Source organism: Exiguobacterium undae DSM 14481 (genome assembly GCF_000620805.1).
Taxonomy (GTDB): Bacteria; Bacillota; Bacilli; order Exiguobacteriales; family Exiguobacteriaceae; genus Exiguobacterium_A; species Exiguobacterium_A undae.
In genome coordinates, this window is the sequence record NZ_KK211187.1 from 2,633,426 (window position 1) to 2,653,505 (window position 20,080).

The window sequence follows — 20,080 nt, forward strand, 5'->3', positions numbered from 1 at the left end:
TATGATCATTTTTGTCGTTTCATGGCATCTGCGACGAATTCAACATCCGTACCAATGATGATCTGGACATTTTTCGCCCCCATCTTCATGACACCTTTCGCACCCGCTGCTTTGATTGCCGCTTCGTCGATGATACTGGCATCTTTTACTTGCAGACGAAGACGTGTCGCACAGTTATCAATCGCCGTCACGTTCTCCGTTCCTTGTAGCCCTGCAAAAATCCGGGCTGCTTGTTGCTCGTACTTATCATCCGAAACGTCTGCTACAAGTCCGGCGTCTGTGACGAGCGTCTCATCTTCACGACCTGGTGTCTTCAGATCAAACTTCGTGATCATGAAGTAGAACAGGAAGTAGTAGATGACCGCGAACGCGAGACCGACCAGAAGTAACAATAACGGTTTCGTTGCGATTCCAAAGTTTAAGACATAGTCGATGAAACCTGCCGAGAAGGAGAAGCCGTGCAGAATACCGAGCAGGTTGACGACCGCCATCGAAACCCCTGTCAAGACCGCATGGATGACATACAGCACAGGTGACAAGAACATGAATGAAAACTCGATCGGCTCTGTGATTCCCGTTAAGAACGACGTTAATCCCAAACCAATCATTGCCCCTGCGACTGCTTTCCGGTTCTCTTTGCGGGCAGCCATGACCATGGCTGCTGCCGCTGCCGGCAAGGCAAACATCATGATCGGGAAAAAGCCGGCTTGATAGATTCCAGCTGTCGGATCGCCTGCGAAGAAGCGGGCAATATCCCCGTTCGCAATTGTTCCGTCGGCTTTTTCATAGGAACCAAAAACAAACCAGAAAATATTATTTAAGACATGGTGCAGACCAACAGGAATCAACAGACGGTTGAAGAAACCAAACAGTGCGGCTCCACCTGCTCCGAGGCTGACCATCCACTCTCCTGCATTGTTAATACCGTCTTCAATGAACGGCCATAAGTAACCGAAGATAAACGCCAAGACCAACATCGCTGCTGATGTGACGATCGGAACGAAACGACGTCCACCAAAGAAAGCCAACCAATCCGGTAATTTGATATTATAGAACCGGTTGTATAACAGTCCGGCGACGATACCGGCAATGATTCCGCCGAAGACGGCCATGTTGACCATCGAACCTAACGTCGCCTGATTCGCAATGGACGTCAAGGTGGCTCCGTCGACTTTGGTCGAGGAGTCATTGACAATGGCGGCAATCGCATCATACTTTGCCTGAATCTGGGCATTTGAATAATCTTTGTTCATGGAGTCGACACCGGTCTTTAAAACCAAGTAACCGACGGCTCCGGCTAAACCGGCTGCCCCGCTTGCGTCAATCGATAAACCGATCGCTACACCAATCGCAAAAATCAGCGGAAGGTTATCAAAGATTGCTCCGCCGGCTGCCACCATCAGCGGAATGTCCAACATATCCGCTGAACCAAGTCGAAGGACAATTCCTGCGGCCGGTAGAACGGCGATCGGTAGCATTAACGCTTTACCGATTCGTTGTAAAAACTGCAACATATACTTCACCCTTTCTAAATAAAAACAAATAATGACATGACGATGAAAACGCTTTAACACTTATTATTATTCCACATACACATCTAAATGACTAGACCTTTATACAAATTTTTAAAATAAAAAAAAATCCCTTGTGTAAGGGACCTTGTACGTATCAATTAACGACGGTTTGTATCGTCAAGATTTTGTTGAACGTTCCCGACTGTTTTTTTCGCGTCGCCTTTAAATTGATCTTTTTTTCCTTCGCGTTCTGTTGATTTGTCTCCCGTTGCTTTTCCAAGCGCTTCTTTCGCTTTACCGGCAACTTTATCAACTAGACCATCAACTTTTTTGTTTAATCCGCTATTGTTTGACATATTCATTACCCCCTATTTTTTAACCGCATAATAGTATGTTCCCACGTCAGACAGAATCAAACCTAAAAAACTCTCCGCAGTTTCTGCAGAGAGTTTGTTTTTACTGAGCAACCGATACGCCAAGCACTTGTTCAATTCGTTCAAATGCCCAATCCAACTCTTCTTTTGTAATGACGAGTGGTGGTGCAAATCGGATGACTGTATCGTGTGTTTCTTTACACAGCAATCCTTTTTCTTTTAACGCTTCACAATACGGACGCGCCGCTTCCGTCAACTCGACACCGATAAACAAACCACGTCCCCGAACATCCTTGATTAACGGATTATCGATTTCTTTAAGACGGTTCATGAAATACGTTCCCAGTTCCAATGAACGTTCCGGTAATTTCTCTTCTTCCAATACTTCCAGCGAAGCGACGGATACCGCACAAGCCAACGGATTACCGCCAAAGGTTGAACCGTGTGATCCCGGATTAAACACATTCAGGATATCGCGATTCGCAGCAACACAAGAAATCGGGAACACACCACCACCAAGTGCCTTACCTAAGATATACATATCAGGTGTGACTTCATCCCAGTCGGATGCGAACCATTTTCCTGAACGACCGAGTCCGGATTGAATTTCATCTGAGACCAGCAATACATTGTGTTCCTTACAGACGTCTTGTGCGTCTTTTAGGAATCCTTCATACGGAATCAGAATTCCTGCTTCACCTTGGATCGGTTCGACGATGAAAGCAGCTGTATTTTCTGTGATTGCCCCTTTTAAAGCTTCGAGATCACCGTATGGGATCGTTTTGATGCCCGGTAGAAGTGGACCGAAACCACGTTGATACTCCGCTTCTGTCGACATCGAGACCGCTGTCATCGTCCGTCCGTGGAAATTCCCCTCACAGACGATGATTTCTGCATCACCCGGAATTTGTTTGACTTCATATGCCCAGCGGCGCGACGCCTTGACTGCCGTTTCGACAGCCTCTGCCCCTGTATTCATCGGTAACACCATGTCTTTGCCAGTCAATTGTGCCACTTTTTCATAGAAAAACCCTAGCTGATCGTTATGGAACGCACGTGATGTCAGCGTAATTTTATCCGCTTGACGTTTTAAGGCATCGATGATTTTTGGATGACGGTGTCCTTGGTTGACCGCTGAATAAGCACTGAGCATATCCATATACTGTCGCCCTTCCGGATCTTTGACAAAGACTCCTTCCGCTTCCGAAATGACGATTGGAAGTGGATGATAGTTGTGTGCTCCGAACTTCTCTGTTTGTGTGATGATTTTTTCTGTTTGGTTCATAAATAAATCCCCCTTCACTTAGAAAACGCTTTCAAAATGATTATAACAGATTATCACGAATAATCTTCAATCGAAATACAGGATTTCTTTGCTTGAGAATTGAATATATTGGGAATAGACAAGACAAGTGAACCGTCAACTCGGACAACTAAAAGGAGTGTGCGCCTGTAATGGATCGTTCGACCATTGATTCCTATGAGATCGTCATGCAAGGGTTTCCTTTACCCGCATTCATTTTAAACGTAGATTTAACCATCCATTCATGGAATGAAGCTGCTGAATCCTTCTGGGGATGGAAGGCTGAAGATATCTTAGGTCTCACGATTCCTCTGGTTGACCCAGAAGATGCTGCTTTCAGCCAACAAATTTGGCACTCTTTTTTGGAACGCCGCCAAACCATCCAACTTTCCAATACGACCTTTTTGCACAAATCAGGGGAACGGACGACATCGACATTGGTTGTTTCCCCCGTGTTTGACGAACAAGATCAAATCTCCGGCGCCTTCTTCTGTAACCTTCCGACTTCTGATGCGCCATTAGGTAGCAAACCGCTGTTTCAAGGATTAATGGACTTGCGTTACGCATTCGATCAGATTGCCTGTGTGCTTGTTTTTGATGCCCGTGGGACAATCAAGTACTCGAATGCTAACATGACAGAGGTGACTGGCTTTTGTCCCCGGATGTTACTCGATCAGCCGTGGACAACACTATTAAATCCGTCGGCAGAAGCGGTTGTGGAAATCCGTTCGCAAATTAAAGAGAGAAAAGCCTGGTCAGGTAAATTACCGCTTCAAACCAATGACACGGGTGAAAAGATTCTACAGGCGACACTGATCCCGATTTACGATGTGAACGGTGTCCGTTTCCAACATATCTTCATCGGAACCGACATCACAGAAACCGAACAGCTCGAACAAGAACTTGATTTTCTTGTCCATCACAATGAGATGACGCATCTGTTGAATCGACGAGGATTTCTTCGCGAAGGGGATGCTCTGTTTACAGACGCAACGGAGACGGACCCGATTGCCCTCATCTTATTTGATATCGACCGCTTTAAAGTCATCAATGATTCGTTCGGAACGCATGTAGGCGATCAACTGCTGCAATCACTTGCGACCCGCCTTTCGCAACATGCGGAAGGGATGTTGACCTTCCATCCGACAAGTGACTTGTTTGGGTTACTCGTCACCGTCACAGACCGCAATTCTTTATTTCAGTACGCTCGGAAATTACAACAGATTTTACAACGTCCCTATTACATCAATGGACATTCCTTGATTATTTCGTGTACGTTCGGCATCACGGTTTATCCGTCTCAAGCCAAATCACTGGAAGATTTATACCGTCGTTCTGAAATGGCGTTATATGCCGGGAAAACGGTCGGAACCGGAACGATTCAATATCTGACTCACGAAATGGATGAACAGTTCACACGAAAACTCCAGCTCGAACGGTCACTTTTTACCGCACTCGAAGATGAAGCGTTACACCTGGCTTATCAACCAATCATTAATTTAAAAACCAAACATGTTGATGGGTTTGAAGCCTTACTGCGTTGGGACCACAAAGCGCTCGGTAGCATCCCGCCTGATGAATTCATCCCTCTTGCTGAAGAAGCGGCATTGATTACGCCGATCAACAACTGGGTCGTACTCGAGGCGTGTGATCAATTGGCCAAGTGGCATCAACAGCTTTCACCTGACTTAACGATGGCAATCAATATTTCACCCCACCAGTTCCAAAGCGACTCCTTTGTCCGGACATTGCAACATGTCGTCGCTGAGAAAAAAATTCACCCGCGGTTTGTCACTCTGGAGATGACGGAGAACATCGCCATTCTCCAAACGCAGCGGACCGTCGAGCGGATGCAATTGATCAAATCATTGGGCTTCCGTCTGTCGATTGATGATTTCGGGACCGGGTACTCTTCCTTACAGTATCTTCGGGCGTTCCCGATTGATGAACTCAAGATTGATAAAGTGTTTATCGACGGCATCGACTTAGGTGAAAACGGTTTGTTGGATTCGATCATCCAGCTTGGCCGGAACTTGAACTTGAACCTTGTCGCTGAAGGCGTCGAGACGTCAAGTGCTCTGCACTATTTAGAAAAGACGGATTGCCAGCAAATGCAAGGCTTCATCTTCGCAGAGCCGTTATCCGTCGACGAAGTGGCCGCCCGGTTCGGTGACGCTGCGCAATAAAATCGTGTTCCTCCAGCAAACAGACAACGCCCTCAACCATATTGGATGAGGGCGTTTGTTAGTATTTTTCGATGACGTCACAATTGAATTTGTCCTGCGACCATCCCGTAGACGGCAACTGCCGCCAAAATCACGAGTACACCGCTGGCAATAAGTTCGTAACGCGACATACCGCCGCGTTTTTGTTCCCGCTCGGCCATCAAATAAGCAATGATACCCGGCGCATAGACGAGAGCTGCGATCACGATATACCAGATCCCGGAAGCATAGACCAACCAAAGGGAATACAACGCGGCAATCGTTGAGAAAATCAGCATTTTTTTGTTGCGCTCGGCTTTTGAGAAGCGAACGCTGTAGATGGCTGACAACAAGTAAGGCAACAAGGCACAAATACCGGCAATGCTCGACAGAACTAGATAGGTTTGAGCCGAGAACAAGGCGATGCCCGCCACGAGTTGCGTCGCGATTTGTGTAATCAACAAGGCACCGACCGGCGCCCCTTTCCGATTGGTTTTCGCGAAGAATTTCGGAAACGCACCATCTTTCGCCACTAAATAAGAAATTTCAGAAGCAAGAATCGTCCAACCTAACAAGGCGCCTGACAAGGAAATGATTAACCCAATCATGATCAACGTCGCACCAAACGGACCAATCGCCGCTTCCAACACATACGCCATCGTCGGTTCTTGTAGACCCGCCAATTGTCCTTGACTCAAGACACCAAGCGACAAGACAGAAATTAAGATGTAGATGACGAGTACACCGACAAGTCCCATGACCGTCGCTTTTCCGACATCACTCCGTTTTTTCGCGCGCGTCGACAGGACGACCGCCCCTTCGATTCCGACGAAAGCCCATAGCGTGACGAGCATCGTGCCTTTGACTTGTGTAAAGATGCTCCCAAGCTCCGTTCCTTCTCCCCAAAAATCGAGATTAAACGTCTTCACATTAAAGGCGATTGCAACCAACAGGATGAAAATCAAGATCGGCACCAGTTTCGCGATTGTCGTGATTAAATTGACAAGTGTCGCTTCCTTAATCCCACTGGAGACGATAAAGAATAATCCCCAGACGACGACAACGCTCATCGCCAGTAAAAATAAACGATTTTCCGATGAGAAAATCGGGAAAAAGTAACTGAGTGCATTAAAGACTAACGTAATATTGGCGACTGTCCCGATCCAAGCCGATACCCAGTATCCCCAGGCACTGTTGAAACCGATGAAACGTCCGAACCCTTCACGCGCATACGCGTAGATTCCACCCTCCAGTTCCGGTTTGTTGTTCGCAAGGTGTTGAAACACAAGTGCCAACATGATCATTCCAAGACCGGTGATACTCCATCCGATTAAGATGGGACCCGCACTTGCTTTTTGAGCCATTGCTCCCGGGAGGTTAAAGGCACCTCCACCGACCATCGAGCCGATGACCATGGCAGCCAGTGCAAAAAAGCCAATTTTCTGTTGATTCATTATCAAACACGTCCTTTTAATTCTGTATATCTATTCATATCAAACGTATATTCATTCGAAAGACACAAAATTCATTATAACAAAATCAGAACTAATGTAAAGAAAGGATTTGTTCATCATGAATTGGGTCCATTCGTTCCAACTGGAAGATTTCTTAAAATTAATGATTGCTGCAGTATTTGGAATCATCATCGGTTTTGAACGTGAAATTAAAAATAAGCCAGTTGGTATACGTACTAGCCTCGTAATTACCCTGATCAGTTGCCTGTTAACCATCGTTTCTATTAAATCTGTAGTTCTTTACAGTACGATTGCTCCGAACGTTCAAATGGACCCGATGCGACTTGTCGCTCAAGTCGTCGCCGGAATCGGTTTTATTGGGGCCGGAGTGATTTTAAGACGTCCACACGATATCGTCAGCGGCTTGACTACAGCGGCCATTATCTGGGCTTCAAGCGGAATCGGGATTGCTGTAGGCGCAGGATTCATCTTAGAAGCAACACTGTTAGTCCTGTTTCTATTCTTTTCTTTAGAAGGTATCACGTGGATCATGAAACGTTTCAACAACAGTCGCTTCGAAGCAAATGTCATTGTTGCTCATTTGACGTTATCAAACGAAACGAACGCCCAACAGATTAAAGAAGCTTTGGAACAACAAGGTATTCGCATCACGAACATCCGGTTACGCGGTCATCCGCAACAGCTGACATTACGGATGTATTCCCCTCATAAATTAACGATTTTCATACTTTATGACTACTTGAAATCACTCGGAATTGAGCATATAGACCTTGATCAATAAGAATTGTCAGAAAATTTGTGTTGCATTTTCATTCGTTTTCACTTAAATTTACATTATGTTCACACTTTTCTGAAATTATTTTAAATTAAATCGGGGGGTCATCTTTCACATGAAGAAACACACTAAGATCGCTTTCGCTGGTTTATCCAGCGCGGCGCTGCTCGCAGTAGCAGCTTGTGGCCAAGGTAATGAATCGGATGGAAATTCTTCTTCATCAAATGAGAAGAAACAAGAAGTGACACTCGTCTCGACGACGGATGTTCCACAACTTGATCCGACCAAAACAACAGACTCGACATCCATCATCGTCACAAACAACGTCTTTGAAGGGCTGTACCGTCTCGATGGAGAAAATAAACCGACTCCAGGTATTGCGGAAAGTGTTGAAGTATCCGATGACAAGAAAACTTATACATTCAAACTCCGGAAAGATGCGAAATGGTCGGATGGTTCGGCTGTTACGGCGGACGATTTCATCTACTCTTGGAAACGCGCTCTCAACCCAGAAACTGGAGCTGAGTATGCGTACATCCTTCAAGATTTGAAAAATGCCAACAAAATCTTAGCCGGTGAAGCGGAACTGGATTCACTTGGTGTCAAAAAAGTGGACGATCAAACACTCGAAGTTCAACTGGAAGCTCCGGCACCTTATTTCCTAGGCTTAACAAGCTTCCCTACTTACTTACCGCTGAAGCAATCATTTGTGGAAGACAAAGGTGATAAGTTCGCAACGAACGTCGAATCGATGATCTTCAACGGACCATTCATCCTTGATAAATGGCAGTCAAACGCAGGATGGACATACAAAAAGAACCCGGATTACTGGGATAAAGCAAACGTTAAAATGGAAAAAATCGACGTGAAGGTCGTTAAAGAAATCTCGACCGGCGTTAACTTATTTGAATCAAAAGACGTCGACTTCGCCCCGATCACTTCGGAATTCGTTTCGCAGTACGAGCAATCGGAAGATTATAAGACACGTCCAGATGCTCGGATTAACTTCCTTCGTTTCAATCAGAAAAATAAAGCGCTCAAAAACGAAAACATCCGTAAAGCGTTGGCACTCGGTTTTGAGAAACAAGGCATCACGGACGTCATCTTAAACGATGGTTCAAAACCTGCGAACTTTATCGTCGCGAAAGACTTTACGTTTACACCGGATGGTGCAGACTTCCGTGAAAAATATCCGGATCTTCAAAGCTTTGATGCAGCCGAGGCGAAAAAAGCTTGGGATGCCGGCTTAAAAGAGTTGGGTGTCAAAACTGTTGAAGTGGACATGCTGTCACGTGACGAAGATGCCTTCAAAAAGGTTTCTGAGTTCTTAAAAGGTGACCTCGAAAAGAACTTACCGGGTCTGACAATCAACATCAAACAACAGCCGTTCAAAAACTTCTTGGATCTTGAGGCGAAAGGCGATTACGATATCTCAGCTGCCGGTTGGGGACCTGACTACCAGGATCCAATGACGTTCCTCGATATGTGGTTAACGGACGGAAGCTTTAACCGGATGGAGTATTCGAACAAAGAGTTCGACAAGATGATCAAAGATGCGAAAGCGGAGCCGGATGAAGCGAAACGTTGGTCGACTCTTCAAGAAGCTGAAAAAATGCTCTTGGCGGACGACTATGCGATTGCGCCAATCTACCAAAAAGGTGAAGCGTACTTGCAACGGGCGAACATCGACAAATTATACCGTCACCCATTCGGAGCAGATATGAGCTTCAAATGGATGGAAGTTAAATAAGAGTATTTCTGCCGGTAATCGAGGTCTCCTTGATTACCGGTTTTTCTATACAACAAAGACCCCTTCTGCCGGAGCCGTCGGGGTCTTTACTGTGCGATTTGTTTGTAAAACTCGATTTCTTCCCGTTGTCCTTCTTCGACGGCGCGGAAAAATTCGGCAAAGAATGCGTACAAGACGGTGCGTTCCTGATAGGTCGGACCCGCTTGGCGAATGACCGAAAATGCAAGATTACGCAACTGACGTTTCGTCCGGCGATTCGTCGGTAACTCATGGAACCGATCGATAAAGGAACGATAAACATCAGAAATCAGCTGTTCGTGACCTTCAAAATATGACTTATCCATTAAATCTGTCCTTTCCTAATCATTAGTTTCTATACTCTTCTTTACGAAAATAGTCGCTGAAGGTTTCAAAAAATCAGCGCTTTTCATCAAGATGATAAGACCTACTATAACAAGGATCAAATAATGATTCAACCGGAAAACTATTAAGAAAAGGTAAAGTCCAGTCGATGGACTTTACCTTTGAATCAAGCTTGGACGGAAATATGTTGGAACGTCTTCACATCAAACAACCCACTGTCGGTCAATTTTAAATTCGGAATGACCGGCAAGCAAAGAAACGACATCGTCAAGTAAGGATTAAACGAGCGATCTGCTTCGAGAACATCAAGCGCGTCGTTCAGCGCTTCGAGTGTGTCGCCGACTTCCTGGAATGGTCGACTCGTCATCAAACCGGCAATCTCAAGCGGCAGCTCCGCCAGGATATCTGTTCCATTCACTGCGATGACCCCTCCCCCTGCTTTAACAAGACGTTCCGCAGCTAATTTCATCTCGGCATCAGATGTCCCCACTACGACGAGGTTATGCGAGTCATGGGCAACGGTTGCGGCAATCGCCCCACGCTTCATACCAAAACCTTTGACGATGCCGACTGCCGAAAATTCGGTCGCATTATGACGTTCGATGACGGCAATCTTCAACAAGTCCTGTTCGGGTACAGCGACGAATTTTCCGTCCTGCAAAGGGACCTCTAAAATCAAATGTTCGGTGACGATACTTTTGGGAATGATTCCAATGACATGCGCTTTTGGTTTCTCCAACACCAATTCAAAGACTTGATCCGTAATCGGTTTCGTTTTCAATTCCCCGCGCAGTGTCGATGGAACAGGTCTCTTTTCAGACGCAATAATCGTTTTCCCGTTCCGCACAACCTGTTGGCCTTTGACGAATACTTCGTTGATTGTCACTTGATCGGCATCACTTAAAATGACGTAGTCGGCACGACGACCCGGTACGATGGCTCCCCGGTCGTTTAGTTGATAGGCGTTGGCGGCATGAAGAGAAGCCATCGCATAGGCGGTTTCCCGCTTGATGCCATGCTTGATGGCATAGCGGATGTTGTAGTCGATCGTTCCTTCGCGTAACGTATCGTCGAGATGTTTATCGTCCGTACAAAATAAAAATCGACTCGCATTACTTTCTGTAACGGCATCGAGCACCTCTTTTAGATTCCGGGCAGCTGACCCTTCTCGTACTTCGACGTATAACCCACGACGCGCGCGTTCAATCGCATCCTGCTTACTGACGGACTCATGATCCGTCCGGATGCCGGCGACGCCGTAAATGTTCAATTCACGTGCTCCGAGTCCTGCGGCATGCCCATCCACCAGTTTACCGGCGGCTTCAATCTGTTCAATTTTTTTCAGCATATCCGCATCAGCCCGTTCGACTGCCGGATAATCCATGACTTCCCCCAAACCATGCACACCGGGATGGTGAAGGAACGGCTCAAGTGATTTCGCATCGAGTGACGCGCCTGCGTGCTCAAATGAAGTCGCGGGCACACAGCTCGGTAACATCATCCGGACGTCCAGCGCCAGTCCTTCCGCATCGTCTAACATAAATTGCAGACCTTCCGCCCCCTTCACGTTCGCAATCTCATGCGGATCCGCGATGACGGTCGTCACGCCGAGCGGTAAAATCGCCTGTTCATATTCACTTGGTGTCACCATTGACGATTCGATATGGACATGCCCATCGATGAAACTTGGCGCGATGAACTTTCCGCTCCCGTCGATCGTCTCCAGCCCTTCATACCCGTCGCCGACGGCAACGATGTAGCCGGAATCCACCGCGACATCCGCCTGATAGGTTTCCCGCGTCATCACATCGATGACTTGAATGCCTTGATAGACGACCGCTGCTTTTTCTTTTTTTGCAGCAATCGCGATAAGTCGTGCCCGAACTGTTTGATCCATCCTGTTTCCTCCTGTTGTGAACGGTATTTTTACCATCTTACAATTAGTGTGTAAGCAGTTGCAATTTATTTTTCGACAAGTCAAGATGAAAACGTACATTTAAAAGTGAAAGCGAGGAATCCACATGAAATATCGTGTAGGTCAACTTGTCCCGAACGTCGATTCGAGTGTCTATTTAGCCGCCGGGGCAAAAGTCATCGGTGAAGTCGAGATCGGGAAAGATTCAACGGTTTGGTTCAATACGGTCATCCGTGGTGACGAGGGACCGATCACCATCGGCGAACGCGTCAATATTCAGGATGGATCGATGATTCATCAGTATGAAGGGTACCCGACCATCATTGAAAATGATGTCACGATTGGGCATATGGCGATGATTCACGGCGGGATTATCCGTCAGGGGGCTTTGATCGGTATGTCCGCAACGATTCTCGATGAAGCCGAAATCGGAAGCGGTTCGTTTGTCGCTGCCGGAAGCGTCGTTCCTCCGAAGATGATCGTCCCGCCAAACTCGATGGTCATGGGGGTGCCGGCTAAAGTCGTACGCGAAATCAATGACCATGACCGGTTTATCATGGAACGGACCATTCGAAAATATGTGAAACGTGGTCAACAGTACGCTGCGGAATGTGAACCGATTCAAGAAGATTTGACAACCATGTGAAAACGTTTACAAAGTTCACCTGTTTTTAACAATTCCCTGCTACACGGTTTACATCCATCGATTACACTACAGGTGTAAGACATGAATCGAGACTGAGGGGGATTTGAAATGACTCCATTATTCGAAGAACGGTTAATGGTTGAGCTGTTTTCATCGACGAACAATCCAAGTTACGGTTTACCTACTTTACTGGAACAGGAAACAGATTGGTTGACGGAAGAGCTTCAAGCACGTATCGTTAGTGATGCCGAGCAAAAATCCTTGAGCTTAGGAATAATTCAATCAAGAGAGGAAGAACTTGTATGATTCAGCAAAGTACAGTTCGCGCTTGGCTCGCTAGTCGAATCAAAAAATAATGATCTAATCAGGATTACCTATTTTCCAAAACGATATAGCGCGTCAGCGCGCATAACAAAGAACCGAAGCGGATTCCCGCCTCGGCTCTCTTTTTTTACTTTTTAATGAGACCTTCTTCAATCAAGAAGTCACGTGCGACATCTTCCGGACGTTCTTTTTCAACGTCCGCTTTAAAGTTCAGTTCCTGCATTTTCTCATCTGTGATTTTATCCTTCAACAGATTCAGGACTTCTTTCAGCTCTGGATGTTCTTCCAGCGTTTCCTGACGAACAAGCGGCACCGCGTAATACGGCGGGAAAAACTCTTTATCGTCCTCAAGGACTGTTAAATCAAATTTCTTTAACAAGCCGTCGGTCGAGAAACTATCGATGACATTTGTTTTTCCATTGGTTAACGCAGTATAACGAAGACCACCGTCAACCGGTTGGACGTCTTGGAATTTCATGTCTGGATACTTTTCCTTCAGTCCGAGGTATCCGTCTTCACGGTTCGCGAATTCGATCGTCGATCCGAGGATAAGACGGTTACTGACCGCTGCCATATCGGATACCGTTTTTAAGTCATACTTTTCAATATCTTCTTTTGTCATTGCTAACGCATACGTGTTATTAAAACCGATTGGATCGAGGACATCGACCTGACTTTTCGCCGGAATCATCTCCCCGACTTTTTTATAGACGGCTTCCGGATCGGTTTCGACGCCTTGTTTCAAGACATCGATTAGCAATGTTCCAGTGTATTCGACATACGCATCAATTTCACCGGTCTCCAGTGCCCCGTAGGCAACTTTTGTTCCACCGAGGTTCAACTGGCGTTCGACCTCAAGATCGGTTTTTTCTTCAATTAAGTCTGCCAGCATGTTTCCTAAAATCAATTGTTCTGTAAAGTTTTTAGAACCGATGACAATTTTATCTTCTTTCAAGAACGAATAAGCGACCGTTCCACCAATCAAGAGGAATACGATACTCGCAATGGCGATTTTCTTTCCGGCCGACATCGCTTTCCGACGTTTACGCGCTTTGCTTTTGATACGACCGTCTGCAAGCGGGATACCGTTTGGTGCGACAGAGTACTCAATTCGACTGACGATGAAGTCGATCGCAAGGGCCAAGATACCGGCAGGAATTGCTCCGGCAAGGATTTGGTTGTTATCGACGGTTTGGATACCTGAGAAGACCAGATAACCGAGTCCACCGGCACCGATGAAGGCAGAAATCGTCATCAGACCAACAGCTGTAACAGCCGAGATCCGAATTCCGGCCATCATGATCGGTAAGGCAAGCGGAATCTGAACTTTCCCTAAAATCTGGCGTTCAGTCAAACCAATTCCTTTTGCCGCTTCCAACGTATCTCCCGGTATACTCGACAGACCGGTATACGTATTTTTAACGATCGGAAGAAGTGAATACAGAACGACCATGATGATCGCCGGTGTTGACCCAATCCCAATGAACGGAATCAGGAAACCGAGCAAGGCAAGACTCGGAACTGCTTGGACAACACTCGTCAAGGCGAGGATGGGTTTGGCAAACCGTTGATACCGTGTGATCAAAATCCCGATTGGAATCCCTAAGACGACGGCAATGACGACAGCAAATACAGTCAGTTGTAAATGTTCGAGTAAGAGGTCAAAAATTTGACCGGTGTTATTTTGTACATAATCGAAAAATCCATTCATTGTGCTTCCTCCTCCTGAATGAACTGCTCACTCAAGACGGAAAGTAAGCTACTTCTTGTAATCAGTCCACGTAATTGACCGGCTTTATTGGTGACCGGCAGATAACCTGTTTCTTCATGGTTCATGACTTCCAACACATCCAGTAAGGAATCCTGCTCATCAACCGCTACAAGTTCCCCTTCCATGACGTCTTCAATCCGAATCCCTTTATCCGGTGCCGTTTGAATATTCTTCAGTTTGACGATTCCCTGCAAAATCCGGTCACGGTCCGTAATCAACAGACTGTCGACCTTCCGTCCACGCATGATTTCAATGCCTTGTAACAGCGTACGCTTCCCGCTGATGGAGACAGGATCTTCAATCATGATGTCTTCTGCTTTGATGAACGCCGGACTGCTCCAAATCTTATTTTTTCCAATAAATGATTCGACGTATTCATCTTTAGGGTGACGCAGGATTTCTTCCGGTGTATCGAATTGAACGATTTCCCCATCACGCATGATACAAATCCGATCAGCTAATTTAATCGCTTCATCCATATCGTGGGTGACGAATACAATCGTTTTTTTCACTTCTTCTTGGAGATTAAATAACTCTTCTTGGAGGTCATTGCGGGTCACGGGATCAAGGGCACTGAACGGTTCATCCATTAAGATGACGTCCGGATCATTCATCAACGCCCGGGCAAACCCGACACGTTGCTGTTGTCCACCACTGAGTTCACTCGGATAACGATCAATGAATTGTTTTGGATCGAGACCAACCATCTGAAGTAACTCTTCCGTCCGGAGGTCCATCTGATCATGATCTTTCCCTTCAAGACCGGCAATCAATTGAATGTTTTCCCGAACCGTCATATGTGGGAATAAACCTGTTTGTTGAATGACGTACCCCATGTGACGACGTAATTCAATCATATCGGTTTTCATGATGTCTTTTCCGTTCACTAAAATCGTACCTGATGAAGGTTCAATCAATCGGTTGATCATTTTAAGAGACGTTGTTTTTCCACAACCACTGGGTCCGATGAAGACGACCAGTTCGCCCTCTTTGATTTCGAGGGTCAAGCCTTTTAAGACAACGTTATCTTTAAACTGCTTCCCAACGTTTTTAAATTCAATCATCCATATTCCACTCCTTTTACTATTTCCATATACCATGTTTTCCCTGTTCATTTCATGATTAAACAATTATTTTATTTTTTTCAGTTTGAACCCGTAAAAAATCGGGAATTATTTCCCTCTTTTTTAATTTTTTTGCTGAGAAAGGGTAATAGATAAGTAGAGGCAGACGAGGCAGAGTCATCCGAGAAAAAGGAGGCGAACTACACATGCACAGCAAGTGGATTCGAATCATCATGATTGTGTTAATGTCGCTTTTTCCTTTCTTCAGTTATAGTTTGACAGCAGATGCAGCGAGTTCGACATTTGTCACGAAAGGATCGACGACGAGTAAAGTCGTCGCACTGACGTTTGATGACGGTTCAGATGGTGGCAATATCACGAAGATTCTCAGCATCTTAAAAAGTAACAACGTCAAAGCAACCTTTTTCCTGACCGGTGCAGGGGCGAACAATCACCCTCAACTGATCAAAAACATTGCAACGGCCACCCCGACGCATCAAATCGGGAATCACTCTTACACGCACCCTGATTTCACGAAATTAACCGCAGCTCAAATGACAAGCGAACTGTCCAAAACCGAGACATTGATCAAATCACTGACCGGTCGGACGACTAAACCGATTTTCCGTGCGCCGTTTGGTGCCAGTAACAGTGCGGTTCTCGCTGCCGTCGGAAACGCCGGTTACACCAAAACGATTCAATGGAACATCGACACGACAGACTGGAAAGGTATCAGTTCGACCGCCATCTTGGCGCGTGTCGTGCCGAACGTCGTACCGGGTTCAATCGTCTTGATGCACACCGGTGTAGGGGCGCCGGGTACTCCAGTCGCTCTCCCTTCAATGATTTCGCAACTTAAAGCGAAAGGATACAAATTCGTCACGATTTCTGAATTGCTGCAACTTCCTCCGAGCGGCAGTAAAACCTATACCGTTAAATCAGGTGATACTTTGTACAAAATTGCCAATCTATACAATGTCAGCGTTTCAGCTCTTGCGAAAGCCAACAATATCACGAACTATAATCTGATTAACGTTGGTCAAGTTCTCGTCATTCCGGGCACTACGCCGCCGCCTGCGACCGTCACTTACACGGTGAAGGCCGGAGATACGTTATATTCCATCGCAACGAAATATGGTGTCACCGTTACCGCTCTCGCCAGTGCCAACAAGATCACCAATGTCAATTTGATTTCGGTCGGACAAGTCCTTGTCATTCCGAAATAACTAAAAAACACCTTCGTCCGTTAAAGGCGAAGGTGTTTTTGGTTTTTTAAGAGGATGGAATGTTTTCCAGTCCGAGATCACACTGGATCAAGTCGGCATACGTCTGTCGACGCACGACTTCACGGGACTCTCCGGCGTTGACGAAAACAACAGCCGGTCGTAAAAATTGGTTGTAGTTGCTCGCCATCGAATAGTTGTAGGCACCTGTTCCGAACACAGCCAGTGTATCTCCACTGACCGGTTCCGCTAGATCAGCTGACTCAGCGACCAAATCTCCTGATTCACACGCTGCACCGACAACGGTCACGTGACGTGTCTCCCCCTGAATCCGGTTGGCGATGACCGTTTCGTACACCGCTCCGTATAAAGCAGGACGGATGTTGTCCGCCATTCCGCCATCGACGGATAAATACGTTCGGACACCCTGTACTTCTTTGATTGCCCCGACGGTATAGAGGGTCGTTCCTGCATTCGCGACGACCCAACGTCCCGGCTCAATGCCGATTCGTGGACGATCGATGGCGAGACGGGACGTCTCTTCGTCGATGATCGCCATCACCCGCTCCATCGTCTGTTCAAAATCAAGTGGCTGATCCGCTTGCGTGTAGGCAATTCCGAATCCGCCGCCAAGGTTGACTTCACTTGCGACAAACGCCGTCCGTTCACGAATCGTTTCGACAAACCCCATCATCGTCCGGGCCGTCCGTTCAAACAGCTCGATCTCTTGAATTTGCGAACCGACGTGACAATGAATACCGAGTAAGACCAGATGCTCCGCTGCTAAAACGGCTTCGACCGCTTCCAGGTAAGACTCGTCATGCGTCGAGAAACCGAACTTCGTATCGACACCACCGGTCTGAATTTTCGTGTGAGCCCCACCAATGACTTGCGGCACGATCCGAATCAGGACGTGGACCGTTTGACACGCTTCTGCGGCAATCTGATTGAGTTGGGCGATTTCGCCGTAATGGTCGATGACAATCTTACCGACACCTTCTTCGACGGCATAACGTAAATCCTGTGACGACTTGTTCGAGCCGTGGAAATAGATCCGTTCGGCCGGGACACCCGCCTTGCGGGCGATAAACAGTTCGCCGCCCGTTACGACATCGATTCCAAGTCCGTGCTGGACGACTTGCTGATATACGGCACCAATCGTCAACGCTTTAGAAGCAAACGAGGCATACGTATTCGGATATTTTTCTAAAAAGGCATCCCGTACGGTCGCCAGACGGTCTGTCAATTCACGCTCTGCCATGACATAAAGCGGTGTCCCGTATTGTTTCGCAAGCGTCGTTGCCGCCACACCATCAAGTTGTAATTCATTCTCTTGTTCCGTCAAATATTGGCTTCCGTACATCTGGATTCCCCCTTATAAATAACGATGTGTCAAACGCCACGAACGGGCACACATCTGCTCCGAATTATTGGCTGTGCCGGTCCGGGTGATATCATCGATTTCGATGCCGTCCCCGTACAGTACAACTTTGTCACCGATTTGAACCGTCGAATCGATGGCGATGAATGTATGACTCATGAACAATTTGCTGATGATCGGATATCTTTTCCCGTTGATGATGACCGGCAGCGATGAGCGTCCGCGGACGACCCCGTCTCCGTATCCAACCGGCAGAACAGCGACACGAATCGCTTCCGGCGCCGTATACGATGTACCGTAGCCAACGTGTTCCCCTGCCTCCACTTGACGAATCTCAACGACTTCCGTCGTCATCCGGAGAGATGGCACGAGCCAGTCCATTTTTTCAATCGGTGAGTAACCAAACAAGAAAATACCAGGACGGACATAGTTACAAAAAGCGAGACGTGGATCATGTTTGACGATCGTCGCGCTGTTTTCCGCATGCAGATACGTAAAGTCATGTTCCGCCCGTAATGGTCCGCCGATTTCGAGGAATCGTTCGACCTGACCATCATGATCGGCTCCTGGCTCATCCGCCAGTGGAAAATGCGTGTAGAGCCCCGTCAGGATAAGCTCGTGTTCGCGCACTGTCTCAAGTACCGCTAACGCTTCTTCAAGCGAACTGACACCAAAACGGTTCATCCCGACATTTACTTTTAGATGAAGTTCAATTCCTGATAACTCAGCTTGATGACGTTTCAGCCAGTCGAGTGAAGGAATTCCAAGTGCTACTCCATGCAACCGGACTTCTTTAAAATGCGACGCCGGATTCATCGCCAGGACATAACTGTCTGGAAAATTCGTTTTGATTTCAATTGCTTCGTAGACTTCTGCCACTGCGAAATGCCGGACACCGGCTTCCATCAATGTGGCGACCATCTCAATCATTCCTAAGTTGTAAGCATTGTTTTTGACCACGGCAAAAATCTGCTTATTGGACCGGGCGAAAACCGATGCGACGTTATGTCGCACCGCTTCCCGATCGATTGTAACGACAGTTCGTGAACTCATTATTCTGCGATGGCAGGTGTCACGTAAGTCAACCATGCCGCATATTGTGGCAATTGACCCGAGACCGCTTGACGGTAAAGACCAAGTAACTCATCTGCGACAGCCCGTGTTCCGCCGTTGATGACGATATGATCAATTTCACCGACACTAGTGATTTCTGCAGCTGTACCCGTCAAGAAGATTTCGTCTGCGACGTATAACTCATCACGACCGATATGACGTTCGACGACCGGATACCCTTGATCCTGCGCAAGACGCATGATGACTTGACGTGTGATACCGTCAAGAACCGAACAGTCGAGTGAAGGCGTATAAATCGTGCCGTTTTTCAACATAAACAAGTTGGCGACACTCGCTTCACTGACATTTCCGTTCATATCAAGGGCAATCGCCTCATCAAATCCATCACGAAGTGCTTCTCCTTTTAAGAGTTGCGAGTTCATGTAGTTGGCGGCAGCTTTTGCTTGCATCGGCATCATCGTCGACGAAACGCGACGGTATGAAGCGACTTTCGCACGGATGCCGGCACCTTTATCAAAGTACTCACCGAGCTCCCAACAAGAAATTCCGACGTGAACCGTCGTATCTTTTGCCATCAGTGCCTGCCACGGTGTACCGAGGAAAACAAATGGGCGAATGTAACAAGATTCAAAGCCGTTTTTGGCGACAAGATCAATCGTCGCTTGGACGAGTTCTTCCACTGTATAAGGAATCGTCACGTGATAAAAAGCACAACTCCGGAACAGACGTTCAATGTGTTCCGTCAATTGGAAAATCGCCGGACCATCCGGTGTCGCATACGCACGGATTCCTTCAAAGAATCCACTTCCATAATGGATCGCATGTGACATGACGCTCGTATTTGCTTCTTTTGGATCATGAAAAACCCCGTCTAACCAAATCGCTTCACCATACTGTGTATCCACTGCCATGTGTTTTCCTCCT

At 46.8% G+C, this 20,080-nt stretch carries 17 protein-coding genes; 6 read left to right on the forward strand and 11 right to left on the reverse strand.

Features of this window, described 5'->3' with window-relative positions; all coding sequences use genetic code 11:
• Window positions 1-5: 5 nt before the first annotated feature.
• From nagE to P397_RS0114440, 3 genes are all read right to left on the reverse strand, one after another.
• On the reverse strand, window positions 6-1,514 hold the full coding sequence (nagE, locus tag P397_RS0114430) for an N-acetylglucosamine-specific PTS transporter subunit IIBC (RefSeq protein WP_028106954.1): 1,509 nt from the start codon (window positions 1,512-1,514) through the stop codon (window positions 6-8).
• Window positions 1,515-1,672: 158 nt separating this feature from the next.
• Window positions 1,673-1,870 carry a CsbD family protein gene (locus P397_RS0114435; RefSeq protein WP_028106955.1) on the reverse strand — a complete coding sequence of 66 codons (198 nt, stop codon included), beginning with the start codon at window positions 1,868-1,870 and terminating at the stop codon, window positions 1,673-1,675.
• Window positions 1,871-1,970: 100 nt separating this feature from the next.
• Window positions 1,971-3,173 (reverse strand): ornithine--oxo-acid transaminase, encoded by a 1,203-nt coding sequence (locus P397_RS0114440; RefSeq protein WP_026833919.1) that lies wholly within the window; start codon window positions 3,171-3,173, stop codon window positions 1,971-1,973.
• A 170-nt stretch (window positions 3,174-3,343) separates the two neighbouring features.
• Between P397_RS0114440 and P397_RS0114445 the strand changes: the two genes are divergently transcribed.
• Window positions 3,344-5,377, forward strand: coding sequence for a sensor domain-containing protein (locus tag P397_RS0114445; RefSeq protein ID WP_028106956.1), 2,034 nt, complete (start codon window positions 3,344-3,346; stop codon window positions 5,375-5,377).
• 77 nt (window positions 5,378-5,454) lie between these two features.
• Here the strand turns inward: P397_RS0114445 and P397_RS0114450 are convergent, their stop codons facing one another.
• The gene (locus tag P397_RS0114450; protein WP_200869455.1) at window positions 5,455-6,852 is read right to left on the reverse strand and encodes a basic amino acid/polyamine antiporter; all 1,398 of its coding nucleotides are present in this window, start codon (window positions 6,850-6,852) and stop codon (window positions 5,455-5,457) included.
• Window positions 6,853-6,967: 115 nt separating this feature from the next.
• Here P397_RS0114450 and P397_RS0114455 point away from each other — a divergent pair, with 115 nt between their 5' ends.
• Window positions 6,968-7,651, forward strand: coding sequence for an MgtC/SapB family protein (locus tag P397_RS0114455; protein WP_028106958.1), 684 nt, complete (start codon window positions 6,968-6,970; stop codon window positions 7,649-7,651).
• 109 nt (window positions 7,652-7,760) lie between these two features.
• On the forward strand, window positions 7,761-9,395 hold the full coding sequence (locus P397_RS0114460; protein WP_028106959.1) for a peptide ABC transporter substrate-binding protein: 1,635 nt from the start codon (window positions 7,761-7,763) through the stop codon (window positions 9,393-9,395).
• Between the two features lie 86 nt (window positions 9,396-9,481).
• On the opposite strand, the gene P397_RS0114465 is transcribed toward P397_RS0114460, so the two are convergent.
• Both P397_RS0114465 and ade read right to left on the reverse strand, forming a co-directional pair.
• Entirely contained in the window at window positions 9,482-9,739 is a 258-nt protein-coding gene (locus P397_RS0114465) for a hypothetical protein (RefSeq protein WP_026833924.1), read from the reverse strand.
• Window positions 9,740-9,924: 185 nt separating this feature from the next.
• The gene (gene ade / locus P397_RS0114470; protein WP_028106960.1) at window positions 9,925-11,655 is read right to left on the reverse strand and encodes an adenine deaminase; all 1,731 of its coding nucleotides are present in this window, start codon (window positions 11,653-11,655) and stop codon (window positions 9,925-9,927) included.
• A 124-nt stretch (window positions 11,656-11,779) separates the two neighbouring features.
• Between ade and P397_RS0114475 the strand changes: the two genes are divergently transcribed.
• Window positions 11,780-12,319 (forward strand): gamma carbonic anhydrase family protein, encoded by a 540-nt coding sequence (locus P397_RS0114475; protein WP_028106961.1) that lies wholly within the window; start codon window positions 11,780-11,782, stop codon window positions 12,317-12,319.
• A 108-nt stretch (window positions 12,320-12,427) separates the two neighbouring features.
• Window positions 12,428-12,625: a hypothetical protein gene (locus tag P397_RS0114480; RefSeq protein WP_028106962.1), complete on the forward strand. Its 198-nt coding sequence runs from the start codon at window positions 12,428-12,430 to the stop codon at window positions 12,623-12,625.
• Window positions 12,626-12,770: 145 nt separating this feature from the next.
• Here P397_RS0114480 and P397_RS0114485 read toward each other — a convergent pair whose 3' ends face one another.
• Together P397_RS0114485 and P397_RS0114490 are read right to left on the reverse strand one after the other, a co-directional pair.
• Window positions 12,771-14,354, reverse strand: a complete 1,584-nt coding sequence (locus P397_RS0114485; protein ID WP_026833928.1) for an ABC transporter permease/substrate-binding protein — start codon at window positions 14,352-14,354, stop codon at window positions 12,771-12,773.
• Window positions 14,351-15,478, reverse strand: coding sequence for an ABC transporter ATP-binding protein (locus tag P397_RS0114490; protein ID WP_028106963.1), 1,128 nt, complete (start codon window positions 15,476-15,478; stop codon window positions 14,351-14,353). The genes P397_RS0114485 and P397_RS0114490 overlap by 4 nt, the downstream gene beginning before the upstream one ends.
• 206 nt (window positions 15,479-15,684) lie before the next feature.
• Between P397_RS0114490 and P397_RS0114495 the strand changes: the two genes are divergently transcribed.
• A complete protein-coding gene (locus tag P397_RS0114495) occupies window positions 15,685-16,704 on the forward strand; it encodes a LysM peptidoglycan-binding domain-containing protein (RefSeq protein WP_028106964.1) in 1,020 nt (339 codons plus the stop codon).
• A 46-nt stretch (window positions 16,705-16,750) separates the two neighbouring features.
• Here the strand turns inward: P397_RS0114495 and lysA are convergent, their stop codons facing one another.
• The 3 genes from lysA to P397_RS0114510 are packed head-to-tail and all read right to left on the reverse strand — an operon-like array spanning window position 16,751 to window position 20,067.
• Window positions 16,751-18,064, reverse strand: a complete 1,314-nt coding sequence (gene lysA / locus P397_RS0114500; RefSeq protein ID WP_035414256.1) for a diaminopimelate decarboxylase — start codon at window positions 18,062-18,064, stop codon at window positions 16,751-16,753.
• Between the two features lie 12 nt (window positions 18,065-18,076).
• A complete protein-coding gene (gene alr, locus P397_RS0114505) occupies window positions 18,077-19,135 on the reverse strand; it encodes an alanine racemase (RefSeq protein WP_028106966.1) in 1,059 nt (352 codons plus the stop codon).
• Entirely contained in the window at window positions 19,135-20,067 is a 933-nt protein-coding gene (locus tag P397_RS0114510) for a branched-chain amino acid transaminase (protein WP_028106967.1), read from the reverse strand. The genes alr and P397_RS0114510 overlap by 1 nt, the downstream gene beginning before the upstream one ends.
• Between the last annotated feature and the right edge of the window lie 13 nt (window positions 20,068-20,080).

Excerpts from the sequence above, each read along its gene's own strand:
- nagE (WP_028106954.1), bottom strand. The coding sequence starts at position 1,514 with ATGTTGCAGTTTTTACAACGAATCGGTAAAGCGTTAATGCTACCGATC.
- P397_RS0114435 (WP_028106955.1), bottom strand. The coding sequence starts at position 1,870 with ATGTCAAACAATAGCGGATTAAACAAAAAAGTTGATGGTCTAGTTGAT.
- P397_RS0114440 (WP_026833919.1), bottom strand. The coding sequence starts at position 3,173 with ATGAACCAAACAGAAAAAATCATCACACAAACAGAGAAGTTCGGAGCA.
- P397_RS0114445 (WP_028106956.1), top strand. The coding sequence starts at position 3,344 with ATGGATCGTTCGACCATTGATTCCTATGAGATCGTCATGCAAGGGTTT.
- P397_RS0114455 (WP_028106958.1), top strand. The coding sequence starts at position 6,968 with ATGAATTGGGTCCATTCGTTCCAACTGGAAGATTTCTTAAAATTAATG.
- P397_RS0114460 (WP_028106959.1), top strand. The coding sequence starts at position 7,761 with ATGAAGAAACACACTAAGATCGCTTTCGCTGGTTTATCCAGCGCGGCG.
- P397_RS0114465 (WP_026833924.1), bottom strand. The coding sequence starts at position 9,739 with ATGGATAAGTCATATTTTGAAGGTCACGAACAGCTGATTTCTGATGTT.
- ade (WP_028106960.1), bottom strand. The coding sequence starts at position 11,655 with ATGGATCAAACAGTTCGGGCACGACTTATCGCGATTGCTGCAAAAAAA.
- P397_RS0114475 (WP_028106961.1), top strand. The coding sequence starts at position 11,780 with ATGAAATATCGTGTAGGTCAACTTGTCCCGAACGTCGATTCGAGTGTC.
- P397_RS0114480 (WP_028106962.1), top strand. The coding sequence starts at position 12,428 with ATGACTCCATTATTCGAAGAACGGTTAATGGTTGAGCTGTTTTCATCG.
- P397_RS0114485 (WP_026833928.1), bottom strand. The coding sequence starts at position 14,354 with ATGAATGGATTTTTCGATTATGTACAAAATAACACCGGTCAAATTTTT.
- P397_RS0114490 (WP_028106963.1), bottom strand. The coding sequence starts at position 15,478 with ATGATTGAATTTAAAAACGTTGGGAAGCAGTTTAAAGATAACGTTGTC.
- P397_RS0114495 (WP_028106964.1), top strand. The coding sequence starts at position 15,685 with ATGCACAGCAAGTGGATTCGAATCATCATGATTGTGTTAATGTCGCTT.
- lysA (WP_035414256.1), bottom strand. The coding sequence starts at position 18,064 with ATGTACGGAAGCCAATATTTGACGGAACAAGAGAATGAATTACAACTT.
- alr (WP_028106966.1), bottom strand. The coding sequence starts at position 19,135 with ATGAGTTCACGAACTGTCGTTACAATCGATCGGGAAGCGGTGCGACAT.
- P397_RS0114510 (WP_028106967.1), bottom strand. The coding sequence starts at position 20,067 with ATGGCAGTGGATACACAGTATGGTGAAGCGATTTGGTTAGACGGGGTT.